This is a genomic window from Nonomuraea sp. NPDC049269 (assembly GCF_043197155.1).
GTDB lineage: Bacteria > Actinomycetota > Actinomycetes > Streptosporangiales > Streptosporangiaceae > Nonomuraea.
In genome coordinates this window covers 265,960-280,394 of record NZ_JBICSO010000004.1, presented here as the reverse complement: position 1 = coordinate 280,394, position 14,435 = coordinate 265,960, and the positions used below count along the sequence as shown (strand labels likewise).

Annotated in this window: 17 protein-coding genes; 6 read left to right on the top strand and 11 right to left on the bottom strand. The window is 71.3% G+C overall.

Annotated features, from left to right (window positions below):
* Position 1: 1 nt before the first annotated feature.
* The 4 genes from ACGFNP_RS23845 to ACGFNP_RS23830 all read left to right on the top strand — a co-directional run bounded on the left by ACGFNP_RS23845 (position 2) and on the right by ACGFNP_RS23830 (position 8,114).
* Positions 2-5,869, top strand: coding sequence for an SDR family NAD(P)-dependent oxidoreductase (locus ACGFNP_RS23845; RefSeq protein ID WP_393322087.1), 5,868 nt, complete (start codon positions 2-4; stop codon positions 5,867-5,869).
* Positions 5,866-6,309 (top strand): acyl-CoA thioesterase, encoded by a 444-nt coding sequence (locus tag ACGFNP_RS23840; protein WP_393322084.1) that lies wholly within the window; start codon positions 5,866-5,868, stop codon positions 6,307-6,309. The genes ACGFNP_RS23845 and ACGFNP_RS23840 overlap by 4 nt, the downstream gene beginning before the upstream one ends.
* Before the next feature lie 18 nt (positions 6,310-6,327).
* Positions 6,328-7,140, top strand: coding sequence for a class I SAM-dependent methyltransferase (locus ACGFNP_RS23835; protein WP_393322081.1), 813 nt, complete (start codon positions 6,328-6,330; stop codon positions 7,138-7,140).
* Positions 7,141-7,295: 155 nt separating this feature from the next.
* A complete protein-coding gene (locus ACGFNP_RS23830) occupies positions 7,296-8,114 on the top strand; it encodes a S1 family peptidase (RefSeq protein ID WP_393322078.1) in 819 nt (272 codons plus the stop codon).
* 12 nt (positions 8,115-8,126) lie between these two features.
* On the opposite strand, the gene ACGFNP_RS23825 is transcribed toward ACGFNP_RS23830, so the two are convergent.
* From ACGFNP_RS23825 to ACGFNP_RS23800, 6 genes are all read right to left on the bottom strand, one after another.
* Complete coding sequence (locus ACGFNP_RS23825) at positions 8,127-8,447, bottom strand: hypothetical protein (protein ID WP_393322075.1); 321 nt, start codon at positions 8,445-8,447, stop codon at positions 8,127-8,129.
* Positions 8,414-8,644 (bottom strand): GntR family transcriptional regulator, encoded by a 231-nt coding sequence (locus ACGFNP_RS23820; RefSeq protein WP_393323643.1) that lies wholly within the window; start codon positions 8,642-8,644, stop codon positions 8,414-8,416. The genes ACGFNP_RS23825 and ACGFNP_RS23820 overlap by 34 nt, the downstream gene beginning before the upstream one ends.
* A 176-nt stretch (positions 8,645-8,820) precedes the next feature.
* Entirely contained in the window at positions 8,821-9,324 is a 504-nt protein-coding gene (locus tag ACGFNP_RS23815; RefSeq protein WP_393322072.1) for a GNAT family N-acetyltransferase, read from the bottom strand.
* The gene (locus ACGFNP_RS23810) at positions 9,321-9,743 is read right to left on the bottom strand and encodes an arsenate reductase ArsC (RefSeq protein ID WP_358314618.1); all 423 of its coding nucleotides are present in this window, start codon (positions 9,741-9,743) and stop codon (positions 9,321-9,323) included. The genes ACGFNP_RS23815 and ACGFNP_RS23810 overlap by 4 nt, the downstream gene beginning before the upstream one ends.
* 8 nt (positions 9,744-9,751) lie before the next feature.
* Complete coding sequence (locus tag ACGFNP_RS23805) at positions 9,752-10,543, bottom strand: aquaporin (protein ID WP_393322068.1); 792 nt, start codon at positions 10,541-10,543, stop codon at positions 9,752-9,754.
* Positions 10,540-10,923 (bottom strand): ArsR/SmtB family transcription factor, encoded by a 384-nt coding sequence (locus ACGFNP_RS23800; protein WP_393322065.1) that lies wholly within the window; start codon positions 10,921-10,923, stop codon positions 10,540-10,542. Before ACGFNP_RS23800 ends, ACGFNP_RS23805 begins: the two co-directional genes overlap by 4 nt.
* Positions 10,924-11,006: 83 nt before the next feature.
* Between ACGFNP_RS23800 and ACGFNP_RS23795 the strand changes: the two genes are divergently transcribed.
* Positions 11,007-11,513: an ArsI/CadI family heavy metal resistance metalloenzyme gene (locus ACGFNP_RS23795; protein ID WP_393322062.1), complete on the top strand. Its 507-nt coding sequence runs from the start codon at positions 11,007-11,009 to the stop codon at positions 11,511-11,513.
* 187 nt (positions 11,514-11,700) lie between these two features.
* On the opposite strand, the gene ACGFNP_RS23790 is transcribed toward ACGFNP_RS23795, so the two are convergent.
* The 4 genes from ACGFNP_RS23790 to ACGFNP_RS23775 all read right to left on the bottom strand — a co-directional run bounded on the left by ACGFNP_RS23790 (position 11,701) and on the right by ACGFNP_RS23775 (position 13,357).
* On the bottom strand, positions 11,701-12,033 hold the full coding sequence (locus tag ACGFNP_RS23790; RefSeq protein WP_393322059.1) for a YnfA family protein: 333 nt from the start codon (positions 12,031-12,033) through the stop codon (positions 11,701-11,703).
* 122 nt (positions 12,034-12,155) lie between these two features.
* Entirely contained in the window at positions 12,156-12,608 is a 453-nt protein-coding gene (locus ACGFNP_RS23785; RefSeq protein WP_358314603.1) for a MerR family transcriptional regulator, read from the bottom strand.
* Positions 12,609-12,645: 37 nt separating this feature from the next.
* Positions 12,646-12,990, bottom strand: coding sequence for a hypothetical protein (locus ACGFNP_RS23780; RefSeq protein WP_393322056.1), 345 nt, complete (start codon positions 12,988-12,990; stop codon positions 12,646-12,648).
* 163 nt (positions 12,991-13,153) lie between these two features.
* Positions 13,154-13,357: a hypothetical protein gene (locus ACGFNP_RS23775; protein WP_393322053.1), complete on the bottom strand. Its 204-nt coding sequence runs from the start codon at positions 13,355-13,357 to the stop codon at positions 13,154-13,156.
* Between the two features lie 96 nt (positions 13,358-13,453).
* Here ACGFNP_RS23775 and ACGFNP_RS23770 point away from each other — a divergent pair, with 96 nt between their 5' ends.
* On the top strand, positions 13,454-13,690 hold the full coding sequence (locus tag ACGFNP_RS23770) for an Lrp/AsnC ligand binding domain-containing protein (RefSeq protein WP_393322050.1): 237 nt from the start codon (positions 13,454-13,456) through the stop codon (positions 13,688-13,690).
* Positions 13,691-13,721: 31 nt separating this feature from the next.
* Here ACGFNP_RS23770 and ACGFNP_RS23765 read toward each other — a convergent pair whose 3' ends face one another.
* Complete coding sequence (locus ACGFNP_RS23765) at positions 13,722-14,327, bottom strand: TetR/AcrR family transcriptional regulator (RefSeq protein ID WP_393322047.1); 606 nt, start codon at positions 14,325-14,327, stop codon at positions 13,722-13,724.
* Positions 14,328-14,435: the final 108 nt, after the last annotated feature.

The window sequence follows — 14,435 nt, the reverse complement described above, 5'->3', positions numbered from 1 at the left end:
CGTGACTTCTCGTATCGCCGTGGTCGGTATGGCATGCCGTTTTCCCGACGCCTCGACGGCCGGTGAGCTCTGGGACAACGCGCTGGCCGGCCGCAGGTCCTTCCGCCGGCTGCCGCCCGAGCGCATCCGGCTGTCCGACTACTGGTCCGCGGACCGTTCGGCGCCCGACCACTTCTACACGACCGAGGCGGCGCTGTTACGCGACTGGGAGTTCGACCGGCTGCGCTTCAAGGTGGCGGGCACGACCTTCCGCAACACCGACATGGTGCACTGGCTCGCGCTGGAGGTGGCCGCCGAGGCGCTCGCCGACGCCGGCTTCCCCGACGGCAAGGGCGCGCCGCACGAGACCACCGGCGTGGTCATCGGCAACTCTCTCACCGGCGAGGGCCAGCGCGCGGCCGGGATCAGGCTGCGCTGGCCGTACGTACGCCGCATCGTCGCCAACGCCCTGGAGGGCACGCTCTACACCGAGCAGCTCACCGAGCTGCTCGGCCGGATGGAGCACGACTACAAGGCGCCGTTCCCGGTGCCGGACGGCGACTACCTGGCGGGCGGCCTGTCCAACACGATCGCCGGGCGCATCTGCAACCACTTCGACCTCAACGGCGGCGGCTACGCCGTCGACGGCGCCTGCGCCTCCTCGCTGCTGGCGCTCACCACCTCCTGCAACGCGCTGGTCTCCGGCGACCTCGACGTCGCGGTCGCCGGCGGGGTGGACATCAGCATCGACCCGAACGAGCTGATCGGCTTCTCCAGGGCCGGCGCGCTCGCCACCGACGAGATGCGCGTCTACGACCAGCGCTCCGCCGGGTTCTGGCCGGGTGAGGGCTCCGGGATGGTCGTGCTGATGCGCGAGGAGGACGCCGTCTCCCGTGGCCACCGCATCCACGCCCTCATCGCCGGCTGGGGAGTCTCCTCGGACGGCGCGGGCGGGATCACCCGGCCGGAGTCCGACGGTCAGCGGCTCTGCCTCGACCGTGCCTACGAGCGCGCCGGGTTCGGCATCGAGGAGGTGCCGTACTTCGAGGGGCACGGCACCGGCACCGCCGTGGGCGACGCCGCGGAGCTGGAGACGATCTCCGAGGCTCGACGGGCGGCCGCGCCGGCCGCGCCGCCCGCGGTCATCGGCTCGATCAAGGCCAACATCGGCCACACCAAGGCGGCCGCCGGGATGGCCGGCCTGATCAAGGCGATCATGGCGGTCAACAGCGGGGTCCTGCCGCCGACCACCGGCTGCGAACGGCCACACAAGATCATTTCCGGCGACGCCCCCGCCCTGCGCACCCTCCGCAAGGCCGAACCCTGGCCGCAGGACGCGCCGCTCCGCGCGGGCGTCAGCGCCATGGGCTTCGGCGGCATCAACACGCACGTGGTGATCGAGTCGCCACGCCGCAGACGCCCCCGCCTGGACGGGCGGACCCGGACGCTCATGAACTCCCCGCAGGACGTGGAACTGTTCTGCCTGGACGCCGACTCACTGGACGACCTCCGGCAGGAGGCCGAGCGCCTCGCCGGGGTCGCGGTGGGCATGTCCCGGTCCGAGCTGCCCGACCTCGCCGCGTACCTGGCCCGGAAGATCGGCCGCAGGCCGAGACGCGCCGCGGTGGTCGCCGGCACGCCCGCCGCGCTCGCCGAGCGGCTGCGGCAGGTCGCCGAACTGGCCGGGCAGGGTACGGAACGGCACCTCGACAGCGCGGCCGGGATCTTCCTCGGCGCGCTCGGCGAGCTGCCGCGCATCGTGCTGATGTTCCCCGGCCAGGGCTCCGGCACCCGCTCCGACGGTGGCGCGCTGCGCCGCCGCTTCGACTCGGTCGACGAACTGTACGAGACGGCGGCCCTGCCCACGGGCGGCGACCAGGTCGAGACCGCCGTCGCCCAGCCGCGCATCGTCACCGCCTCGGTGGCCGGGCTGCGGGTGCTCTCCGAGCTGGGCGTCGAAGCCGGCGCCGCGGTCGGGCACAGCCTCGGCGAACTCGTCGCGCTGCACTGGGCCGGATCGTTCGACGAGGCCGCTGCGCTGCGGATCGCCGCCGCCCGGGGCCGGGCGATGAGCGAGCTGTCGGAGAGCGGCGGCGCGATGGCGAGCATCACCGCCGACCACGACACCGTGGCCGCGCTGCTGGGCGACGACGATCCGGTGGTCGTCGCCGGCCTGAACTCGCCGCGCCAGACCGTGGTGTCGGGACCCGCCGAGGCGGTGACCCGGGTCGTCGAACGGGCGACCCGCCAGGGCCTGTCGGCGGTCAGGCTGCCCGTCTCGCACGCCTTCCACTCGCGGCTGGTCGCTCCGGCCGCCGACGTCTTCGCGAGCAGGCTGGCCGAAGAGCGGCCGGAGCCCGTCCGCCGGCACGTCATCTCGACCGTGACCGGCGCACCGGTCGTCGGCGAGCCCCTCGACCTGCTGCGCGAGCAGATCACCGCGCCGGTCCGCTTCATCGAGGCGCTCACGGCGGCGGCCAAGGACGCGGACCTGCTCATCGAGGTAGGGCCTGGGCAGGTGCTGACCCAGCTCGCGGGCGACATCGTCGCCGTCCCGGCCGTCGCCACGCGTACGGACGACGACTCGCTGGCCGGCATCCTGCAGACGCTGGGCGCCGCGTTCGCCGTCGGCGCCGGTGTCACGGTCGGCGAGCTGTTCGCCGATCGCTTCACCCGTCTGTTCGACCCGGCCGCCACCCCGACCTTCATCACCAACCTGTGCGAGGTCGTCCCGGAGATCGACTCCGCCCTGCTGGTCGGCGCCGCCGCCCCCACGACCGCGTCCTCGTCGGAGGGGTCCTCGTCCTCGTCCTCGGATGAGTCCGCCGGCGACCCGCTGCTCCTGCTGCGCCGGCTGGTCGCCGAGCACGCCGAGTTCCCGCTGGAGGCGGTGCAGGCGGACAGCAAGTTCCTGGACGACCTGCACCTCAGCTCGATCGTGGTGGGCGAGATCGTCGGCGAGTCGATGCGCCGTCTCGGGCTGTCCGAGCCCGCCGCGCCCACCGGGTACGCCACCGCGACCCTGGGCCAGGTCGCGGAGACGCTGGAGCAGCTCGTCGCGACGGGCGAGGCGCCGGCCGAGGACGCCGAGACGGCGGCGGCCCGCATCGTGCCGCCCGGCATCGCGCCCTGGGTGCACGGCTTCGCCGTCGAGCGGCGGGCGAGCGCCTCACCGAGCCGTACGGTGCCGCGGAGCTCGGGCACCTGGCAGGTCGTCGGCGACCATCCCGCCGCCGAAGCCGTACGAATCGCGCTGGAGGAGGCGGAAACCGGTACCGGCGTCCTGGTCGTCCTGCCCTCGCAGCCGCAGCCGCAGCCGCAGCCGCAGCCGCAGCCGCAGCCGCAGCCGCAGTCGCGGTCGGGGTCGCGGGCCGAGCGGCTGGCGGTGCTGCGTGCCGCCGCCGACGCGGTGCTCGCGGGCAAGGAGGTGACCCGGTGCGTGATCGTCCAGGAGGATCCCGGTGGGGCCGGCTTCGCCAAGAGCCTGCACCTGGAGGCGCCCTGGGTGGCCACCACCGTGGTGACCCTGCCGCTCGCCGCGGCCGAGGCGCCCGCCTGGATCACCGCGGAGGTCACCGCGACCGACCGCTTCAAGGAGGTCTGCTACGACGCCGATGGAGTCCGGACAGAGCCCGTGCTGGTGCCGGTGGAGCTCAACGGCGCCGCGCTCCCGCTCGGCCCGGACGATGTGCTGCTTGTCACCGGCGGCGGCAAGGGCATCACGGCCGAATGCGCCCTGAGCCTGGCCAAGGAGACCGGTACGCGCCTGGCCCTGCTGGGCCGGTCCGACCCGGCGGCGGACGGCGAACTGGCCGCCAACCTGGAGCGGATGGCGAGCGCCGGAGTGACCGCCCGCTACCTGCGCGCCGACGTCACCGACCGGGCGAAGATGGCCGAAGCGGTCGCCGCTCTCGAAGCGGACCTCGGCAAGGTCACCGGCGTCCTCCACGGAGCCGGCGGCAACGTGCCCAAGCTGCTCGGGGAGCTCACCGACGACGACTACGCCGCCACGATCGACCCCAAGGTCGCGGGGCTCGAAGCGGTACTGGCCGCCGTCGACACCGCCGCCCTGCGGCTGCTCGTCACGTTCGGCAGCATCACCGGACGGGCCGGGCTGCGGGGCGAGGCCCACTACGCCATCGCCAACGAATGGCAGAGCGACCTGGTCGAACGGCTCGCACACGAGCTGCCGCACTGCCGATGCCGGGCCGTGGAATGGTCGCTGTGGTCGGGCGTCGGCATGGGCGAGCGGCTCGGCTCGGTGGAGAACCTCGCCCGCGTGGGCGTCACCACCATCACCCCTGACCAGGGGGTGGCCATGCTCCGCGAGCTGATCGCCGACCTCGGCGCGCCCGTCGTCACCGTGGTCACCGGCCGGTTCGGCGACCTGCCGACGGTGACCTTCCGCGCCGGACGGGAGGACGGCGACGATCTGCCGCTGCTCCGCTTCCTTGAGCAGCCGCGCGTCTCCTACCCCGGCATCGAGCTCGTCGCCGACTCCGAGGTCAGCTGGGCCAGCGACCCTTACCTCGCCGAGCACGTCTTCGGCGGTGGGGAAGGGGCCGTCCTCCCGGGCACGGTGGGCATGGAGATCATGGCTCAGGCCGCGGCCGGGCTGCTCGGCACCGAGACCGTGCCGGTCCTGGAGGACGTGGAATTCCTCCGGGCCATCGTCGTTCCCGAGGACGCCCCGGTGACGGTACGGGTGGCGGCGCTGCGAACCGGGCCAGGCCGGGTCACCACCGCGGTCCGTACGAGTGCGACCAAATTCCAGATCGACCACTTCCGGGCGGTCTGCGATTACTCGGGCGCCAAGCTGGAAACGCTCGGGCTCACCCGGCCCGGCGACGTGGCGCTGCCGCCGCTGGCGTTTGACCCCGCGACGGACCTCTACGGGCCGATGCTCTTCCACGGCCCGAGGTTCAAACTCGTCGAGAGCATCCACCGAACCGGCGCCCAGCACGTCACAGGCCGCCTCCTGGCCGGCACGGGCTCCTCCTGGTTCGGGCGGTATCTCCCTTCCCGGCTGCTGCTCGGCGACCCGGCCGCCCGGGACGCCTACATGCAGCCGATGCAGACCTGCGGGCCGACCGTGCTGGCCATCCCCTCGGGAGTGGAACGCATCGTGCCGGGCCCGTCGACCGGCGAGCAGGCGACCGACGTCTACATCCGGCACCGCTTCGACGACAAGTGCTGGGACATCGAGGTCACCGACCGCGACGGCGCCGTCATCGAGACCTGGCAGGGCTTCCGTACACAACTGGTCAGCAAGTACGAGGTTCCCCGCGAATGGGTTCCCATGCTGCTGGGCTCCTACCTGGAACATGTCCTCATCGAGCAGAACCTGGCGGGCCGCGTCCTGTTCGACGCCGACGGCGACGGCCTGGAGCGGCGACAGGCCAGCCGGCTGGCGGTCCAGCGGCTGCTCGGCGCCGACGCCGAGGTCGTCTGGCGCCCGGACGGCAAGCCGGAGGTGGTGAGCGGCGACACCGTGTCGATCGCGCACGCGGCCGGCGTCACCATGGCCACGACCACCGCGGGGTGCGACCTGGAGACGGTCACGGCCCGGAGCAGGCAGACCTGGTCGACGCTGCTCGGCGCCGACCGGCTCGCGCTGGCCGAGGCCATCGCGGACGAGGCGGGGGAGGACTTCGACACCGCGGCCACGCGGGTATGGACGGCCGCCGAGTGCCTGGTGAAGGCGGGCCGGCCCGTCGACGCCGCCGTCACGTTCGACTCGGCGCGGGAAGGCGGCTGGGTGGGGCTCGTCGCCGGCGACCACCGGATCCTGACGATGTCCACCAGGCTGCGTGGCGTGGCCGCCCCGGTCGTCCTCGCGATCCTGGCCGCGACCGACCCGAACGCCGGCAAGGCCGGTGAGCTCCGGTGACCGGCGACGCGTACGAATACCGGCACGTCGTGGGCATCGAGGACACCGACCTGCTCGGCAACGTCAACTACGTCAACTACATCCGCTGGCAGGGCCGCGCCCGGGAGATGTTCCTGCGGGACTTCGTCCCCGACGTGGTGGCCGGTTTCGCCGACGGGGTGCGCCTGCTGACCGTGAGCTGCCACTGCGACTACCTGCGGGAACTCGCGGTCTTCGACGAGGTGATCATCAGGATGCGCCAGGGAGAGCTGGGCCAGACCCAGTCGGTGATGACATACGAGTACTGGCGTCAGCTCCCCGACGGCGGAGAGGAACTGGTCGCCACCGGCGAGCAGCGGATCGCCTGCGTACGTCCTGACGAGAAGGGCCACCTGGTCCCGGCACGGATCCCGGAACAGATGCGGCGCCTGCTCGAACAGGTGCGCGCCCCTCGCCGTTGACCATCGAAGGGAATGACCATGCACGCTGTTTCCGCCACCGCCCGCTGGACCGCGGCCGCCAGGGCGAAGGAGTCGCGGCGCGATGACGCGATCTTCACCGACGACCTGGCCGAGGAACTGGCCGGAGAGGAGGGCGCGACCCTCTTCGCCCGCTACGACAACCCGGGCGTGGGCGAGTTCATCGCCATCCGGACCCGCTACCTGGACGACGTGATCTCCGTACGCTCCGACCTCACGCAGGTCATCCTGCTGGCGGCCGGCCTGGACACCCGCTCCGTACGGCTGCCATGGCCGCCGGAGACCGTGCTCTACGAGATCGACCAGGCCGACCTGCTGGACGACAAGGACAAGAGGCTCGCCGAGCTCGGCGCCCGGCACGGCTGCGTTCGGCGGCCCGTCGGCGCCGACCTCACCGGCGCGTGGCCGGAGGCGCTGCGGGAGGCCGGCTGGGATCCGTCGGCGCCGACCCTGTGGGTGGTCGAGGGGCTGCTGTTCTATATCCCGGAGCCCGACGCCCGCGTGCTGCTGCGGCAGGTCGCGGAGATCTCCGCCCCGGGAAGCGTGCTCGCCGGGGATCTGCTCAGCCACCAGTCGATGATCAGCGAGTTCTCGCAGGAGGCACTGCGCAGGCTGACCGAGGACGGCTGCCCGTGGCTGTTCGGCACCGACGAGCCCGAGGAGTTCCTGTCCGGATGCGGCTGGCGGGTCACCGAGCTGAAGACCCCCGGCGAGGAGGGCGCCTCCTACGACCGGTGGCCGTGGAACCCGCCATTGCCCCGAGACGTCATGGGCTTCCCCCGGAACTTCCTCTTCATCGCCGACAACGGGTAGCCTTGCGGGTGCGGCTGGTGCCTCTGACCAGCCGCTTTCCACCCTCAGATCGTCTGGGTGCGGTTGCTATCGCGTTGAGTTCGCAGCGTTCAAGGTGTCTCCTCAGCCGCTCCCTTAGGAGACATGTGTTCCAGGCAACAGGCAGGCGATCAGTGATGCTGGCCACCCTCATGGCCTTCGCGATCGCACTGATCACCACCACCACGGCCGCTGCGAGCGTGAACCGTACCGCCATCATCGGGGGCAGAGCCGCGACGGCACCCTACTCGTTCATGGTGTCCTTCCGGCTGCGGGAAGAGCCCGACCACCACTGCGGCGGCGCCCTCATCGCCGCGGACTGGGTCGTCACCGCCGCCCACTGCAAGGGACTCATGAAACCCGGCGAGACCCGGGTACGGATCGGCTCCCTCAGCCGCGACAAGGGCGGAGTCCTCACCAGCGTCAAGCGGGTCATCACCCATCCCGACTGGGCCGGACTCCACACGCGCGGGCAGCGCGAGGGCGACCTCCTGCTGGTCCAGCTGGACCGGCGAGTAGACCTCCAGCCCATTCGCATCGCCGACGCCCCCGGCCGGGTCGGCGACCTGAGCCGCGTCATCGGCTGGGGCATGACCTGCGAGGACGAGACCAGATGCGGGAACGGTCCCCGGCAGTTGCAGGAGCTCGACACCGTCCGCGTACCCGACGACCGTTGCGAGGGTCTCGACCACGGCACCGAGCTGTGCACCGGTGACCGCGCCGGGCGCGCGGCCAGCGCCTGCCACGGCGACTCCGGTGGCCCGCAGATCCGCATGATCGCCGGCCGGTGGGAGCTGATCGGAGCCACCTCACGCGACGGCGACGACGTGGACAGCCGCATGGGTGGGGGAGCAGGCTGCTCCACCAACCCGAACGGCGGGCCGGGAGTCGGCATCTGGACCGACGTGACCCACTACCGCTCCTGGATCACCCGCACCATCGGGGAACAGGTCTGACCTGCGTCCCCGCTACCACAGCGCTGCGCTCCCCGACCAAGTCACGCGGTCACCTTGGGTGGTCGGGGCGCTGATGGCCAGGAACCGGAGGATTCCGCCCGAGTCGTTGGCGCGGGCGCCGCGGTGGTCGACGGGCAAGGGCAGAACGGTGGGACCGGCACAGCGGACGACGTCGCGGAAGAGGTTGTGGCCTGGGTCCTCGATGGCGACCGTATGGATTCCGGTTGCGGCGAGCACGCCGCTGAGCAGGCTCAACCCTTGGTAGTAGCCGGAGGTGATCACGATCTGGTCCGAGGTGGTCACCACGCCGCGGGTGCGGCCGAGGTAGTCCACGAGCGCGGGGCGCAGGTCGTGGTCGGTGTGGTGGGCCGGCCCGCGGACGCCGGGGCCGGCTTGGAGATGTGGGCGACGGTGGTGCCTGATCCGGGGCGGATCGTGAGGTAGCCCTCCTCGGCGAGTTGGTCGTAGGCGGCGGTGACGGTGCCCCGGGCCAGGCCGAGTTGCCGGCTCAGCCCTCTGGTCGAGGGCAGGCGCGTGCCGGGGGACAGCCGACCTTCGCGGATCGCCGTGCGCAGGGCGGATTCCAGTCCGGCCCGCCGCCCGCTCGGAGCGCCCGCGTCGAGGAGCTGAACGCCCTGAGCACGGCGTAGATGCCAAGCGACATGATGAGAACGTCAGGCGTCGCGACACGAAAACGAAAGTAGATTCAGGCGATGACCGGGCTGCGACGCTCGATGAGTACGACGTCGCGCCAGAGGCCGTGATGGCGGCCGACTCGCTCCCGGGTGCCGATCACCCGGAACCCGGCCTGAGTGTGCAAGGCGAGACTGGCGGTGTTCTGCGGGAAGATCCCGGATTGGATCGTCCAAATGCCGGCGGCCTCGGTGGAGGCGATCAGGGCGGCCAGCAAGATGGAGCCGACGCCGTGACGACGAGCGCCGGGATGGACATAGACCGAGTGCTCCACCACCCCGGCGTAGACGCACCGGTCGGAGACCGCGGTGGCCGCCACCCAGCCGAGCACCCGGCCGGTGTCGTCCAGGGCGACGTGGCGGTGCGCGGGCAGCCTGGCCTCGTCGAAGTGCGACCAGGTGGGGGCAGCAGTCTCGAAGGTCGCCTGTCCCTCGTCGATGCCGAGCTGGTAGATGGCCAGCACCTGGGCGGCATGCTCGGGTGTCATGGCGGCGACCTGCACGGTCGTGCTGTTCATCCCCGTCTCCCGGGGAGGAGGTCGTCGATCAGCACACGGACGCGGGCCTCGATCTGATCGCGGATGGGGCGCACGGCGTCGACACCCCGGCCTGCGGGGTCGTCGAGCTGCCAGTCCTCGTAGCGCTTGCCGGGGAAGATCGGGCAGGCATCGCCGCAGCCCATGGTGATGACCACGTCGCTGGCTTGAACGGTGTCGCCGGTGAGCACCTTGGGGATCTCGGCGGAAATGTCGATGCCGGTCTCGGCCATCGCCTCCACCACGGCAGGGTTCACCTGGTCGGCGGGCGCCGATCCGGCCGAGCGGACCAGGACGCGATCGCCTGCCAGGTGGGTGAGGAAGGCGGCGGCCATCTGGGAGCGGCCGGCGTTGTGCACGCAGACGAACAACACCTGCGGCTTGTCGGGCTGGTCGGACACCGTTTCTCCTATCGGGGCAGGTCGGCCGCGGCCGTTTGGCGAGCAGTGTCAAGGGCGGGCGCCGTGCCGGGCCGGGGCGCGTTCGGGTAGAGGGCGGTCAGCAGCAGGCCGCCGAGCCCGGCCCCGGCCAGCTGGGCGGCGATGAAGCCGGGCACCGAGGCGGGCGCGATCCCGGCGAAGGTGTCGGTGATGGCCCGGCCCAGGGTGACGGCGGGGTTGGCGAAGCTCGTGCTGCTGGTGAACCAGTAGGCGGCGCCGATGTAGGCGCCGACCGCCACCGGCGTCAGCGCCGGGCGGCCTTGCCGGGCCAGGGCGAAGATGACCACGATGAGCCCGGCGGTGGCCACTACTTCGCCCAGCAGCAGATGCGGCGCTGAGCGGTCCCGGGCCGAGATTTGGACGGCCTGCAGTGCGAACATCGCGTTCGCCAGCACGGCTCCGGCGAGCGCGCCGGCGATTTGAGCGGGCAGGTAGGCGGCCAGATCGCGGCCGCGTACGGCTGGGTCCGCCTCGCGGCGGGTGAGGAGCCAGGCCACCAGGGAGACGACCGGGTTGAAGTGCGCGCCGGAGATCGGCGCGAAGATCACGATGAGCACGGCCAGGCCCGCCGCGGTGGCCAGGCTGTTGGCCAGCAACTGCACGCCGACGTCGCGCGACAGGCCGGCCGCCATGATGCCGGAGCCGACCACGATGGCGACCAGGGCCGCGGTGCCGGCGAACTCGGCCAGTGCCCGGCGCGCCAGGGCGGCCGGCGCGTCGGCAGCCGGACGCCGGCCTCGACCGACCCGGGCCGGGCTCACCGGGCATCCAGGGTGAGTGTCTCGGGCAGGGCGAGCACGCCGGTCAGGCGCTTGAGCGTGGCCGGGATGATCCAGTAGTAGACCCAGGTGCCGCGCCGCTGGCTGTCGATCAGACCGGCCTCGCGGAGCACTTTGAGATGGTGCGAGATGGTCGGCGCCGTCACCGCGAACGCGCCGGTCAGCTCGCAGACGCACACCCCCTCCCCGGCCTGGCGGCCGCCTTCGTGCGCGCCGATCAGTGACAGCAGCCGCAACCGGATCGGATCGCCCAGGGCCTTGAACACCCGCGCCAGCTCGGCCGCTTCGTCCTGGCCGATCGGCTCGGCGACCAGCGGCGCGCAGCACTCGGAGGCGAGCACCGGCAATTCCTGCTTCGACATATCTCTAATTTGACAGAATCCTAAGCAGGAGCGCAAACTCGGAACTGCTTAGACATCCGTCGAAACAACGATCGGAGATCGTCATGTCCCGCGTCCAACTCGCCCTGCGCGTCGCCGACCTGGAAGGCTCGATCGCCTTCTACTCCAAGCTGTTCGGCGCCGCACCGGCCAAGCTGCGGCCCGGCTATGCCAACTTCGCCATTGCCGAGCCCCCGCTCAAGCTGGTGCTCATCGAAGGCGAGGAGGGCCAGGACACCCGCATGGATCACCTGGGCGTCGAGGTAGAGGACACCGCGCAGGTCGACGCCGCGACCCAGCGGCTCAAGGACGCCGGGCTGGCCACGTTCGAGGAGAACGACACCTCCTGCTGCTACGCCCTGCAGGACAAGGTCTGGGTCCATGGCCCTGGCAACGAGCCCTGGGAGGTCTACGTGGTCAAGGCCGACGCCGACACACTCGGCAAGTCGGCCACCGCCCAGGATGCGACGGCCCAGGATGCGACAACCGCGCCGTGCGTGTGCGGTCAGGCCACGCAGCAGCCTGGCGGGCAGGACGTCCCCGCCGCCGAGGTGAGGGCCGGCTGCTGCTGACCGGCTTGACGGGCCCGCCGCATCCCGCGGCAGGGCGCCGTCGCCGATCGGCACGGCGCCGACCGCCCCCAGGAAGCCTCCACAGCGCAGCAGGTTCATGCTCGCGGCGATCATGGGCGTCGCCGGCGGGGGAACCGCTGATCCCGACGATCGTGCCGCTCTATTCGGTGGACATCAAGACCGCAGGTCAGCCGCGCGGCGCGTACATGATCACAGCGACACCGGCCAGGCAGACCAGCGCGCCGATGACGTCCCACCGGTCGGGCCGGAACCCATCGGCGACCATGCCCCACGCCAAAGATCCGACGACGAACACGCCGCCGTAGGCGGCCAGGACGCGGCCGAAGTCGGCGGCCTCCTGCAGAGTGGCGACGAACCCGTACAAGCCCAGCGCGATCACCCCGGCGCCGATCCAGGCCAGGCCGCGCTGCTCGCGAACCCCTTGCCAGACCAGCCACGCCCCGCCGATCTCGGCAAGGGCGGCCAGGGCGAACAACAGCAGCGAGCGAACGATCGTCATGGCAGGTAGTACAGCGCATGCGCTGACCGAGATGGTGAGGGGAAGGACGGTCGGTGCGCGGTGGTCGTGGTCGGCGCTCACGTGGTCGGCGCTCACGTGGTCAGTGCTCACGTGGTCAGTGCTCACGTGGTCAAGTGCTCTTCGGCAGTGCGACCGGCGGCCAGGGCGGCAAACGGCAGCGGGCAGTCCGGGCAGGTGCAGTTCGTCAGGCTGTCGCAGCCCGCGCTGACCACCTGGGTCAGCGCGGCACGGATGGTGGTCAGGTCGGCGATGCGCGCGTCCACCTCGGTGATCTTGGCCTGGGCGCGGACACGCAGGTCGGAGGTGGGGTGGCCGCGACGGCCGGTGTCGATCAGCTCGGCCACCTCCTCCAAGGTGAAGCCGAGCCGTTGGGCGGCTTTGATCACCGTGAGCAGGGTGACGGTCTCCGGCGGGTAGGCGCGGTGCCCGCCGGGGCTGCGCGCCGGTTCGGCGATCAGCCCGCGCCGCTCGTAGTAGCGCAGCGTCTGCAGGTTGACCCCGGCCCGCTCGGCCACCTGCCCGCTGCGCAGGAACGGCCCTCCGATGTGGTCCATCACACCCTCCTCTCCCGCTGGTCGGCGCGCGGCCTGTTCACACCGACGCCGCACCGGCGCGGGCCTGCAGCGCGTCCAGCACCGCCACCTGCTCCGCCGGCACCGCCACTTCCAGCGTCATGCCGCCGTGGGCGATGGTCAGGGTGAAGGTGAAGAACGAGCAGCACCCGTTCTCTCGCGCGCTCAGCTCAGCGGCCCGCGCCGCGAGCTCCGGACTGAAGACGAGCGCCAGCCGTAACCGCGTACGATCCAGCCGCACCACAGCCTGTACCGCGTCGGCGAACAACGCGTCGAACTCGGCCACCCGCAACGGCTGCTCAGCCGTGGGCAGCGTGCACGCCGAGGGCACCCATTCCTGGTCAAAGGCGATGTCCCGTGTCATACCTCGACGGTAAACCTGTACCCAGGTACCGGATGCAACCCTGCTCGACACTACTCTTTCCAACCGCTTCAGCGTGCGCGAGCGGCGGGCTCACGCCGGGGGCCTGCCAGCGTCGCGAGCCCCGCAGCTTGGCAATGTTGTCGGGTCACGGGATGTTGCTGTGTCACGGGATCACCACCGCCATCCAGATCGGCTCGCGGCGGTCCTGGATCGCCGCGATGGCCTGGTCGACCTCGGCGAGCGGAAACCGGTGCGTGATCAGTTCCTCGGCGTTCAGAACACCGGTGGCCAACAGGTCGAGGACCTGGTGGACGTCCGCCCGCGTGCTGCCCCGGGTCCCGACGAAGCGCCAGCAGTTGGCCATCATCGCCGTACGCTAACCAGCTTGGCCTCGCACATCCGGGCGTAGCGCCGCGCCACCGTCCGGTCCACCGAGCTCCTCGGTTACCGTACGGACGCCCGTTTGTGGGCCTCCGTACCCGCCCTCGCACCTCGCCGAGACCGGCGCCGCGATCGCCGCACACCCGAGGTGGCCTTCTGCGCGGCGACGACCGGACCGACGAACCTGCTGGTCTCGGCCGTCTGCCGGGACAGCAAAGACCTTTACCGCTACCTCACCGACCAGATCGGGGCACTGCCGTTGGTCCACAAAGTCGAGACCGCACCGGTGATCCGGACCGTCAAGCGCCGCTATTTCTAGTCAGCGCTGTGAGAGCCCTGCGGACGCCGCTCTATGTGCTTCGAGATCTAGTTGATGTTCCGTACGCGGCCATGAACATGTCCAGCAGCCCATCGACCGCGCTCTCGTCGACGAGACGGGTTGACAGCAGGTGGCGGTAGTACAGCGTGCCGCACAGCACCTCCGCGGCGAATTCCAGGTTCGCTTCCGCGACCAGTTCGCCGGTGCGCTGGGCGCGGGTGATCCGGTCGAGGGTGCTCTGCTCGACGGTGACCAGGAATCGTTCGTGCAGGGTCGCTCGCAGCGTGGAATCGCCCTGTGCCTCGGCGATGACCGCGCGGTAGGCGGGGCCGATCGGCGGGCTGGAAAGGGCAAGGCTTGAGCGCAGGAACTGTTCGCGCAAATCCGCGCGGACGTCCCCGGTGTCTCGATAGTCCAGGTCGCTGGCCCACACGCGGTTGAGCGCGTCGAGCAGCAGCGCCGCCATGGACGGCCAGCGCCGGTAGATGGTGTGCTTTCCGACCCCGGCCCGTCTGGCGACCGCCTCGATGCTCAGGCCCGCGTAACCGACCTCCGCGGCCAGATCGAGAGTTGCTCGCAGCAACTCTTCAGTGCGCGCAGCGCCTCGGCGCCGTGGCGTGGCAGGCGTGTCGGTCATGATCCCATTCTATCGGCACGTGGCGTGCCGTTGACAGTGCTGGGGGCTGCGTGCAGTATTAACTCTCGATCGGCACGATGCGTGCCGATAGGGGGAGTGGTTGGTATG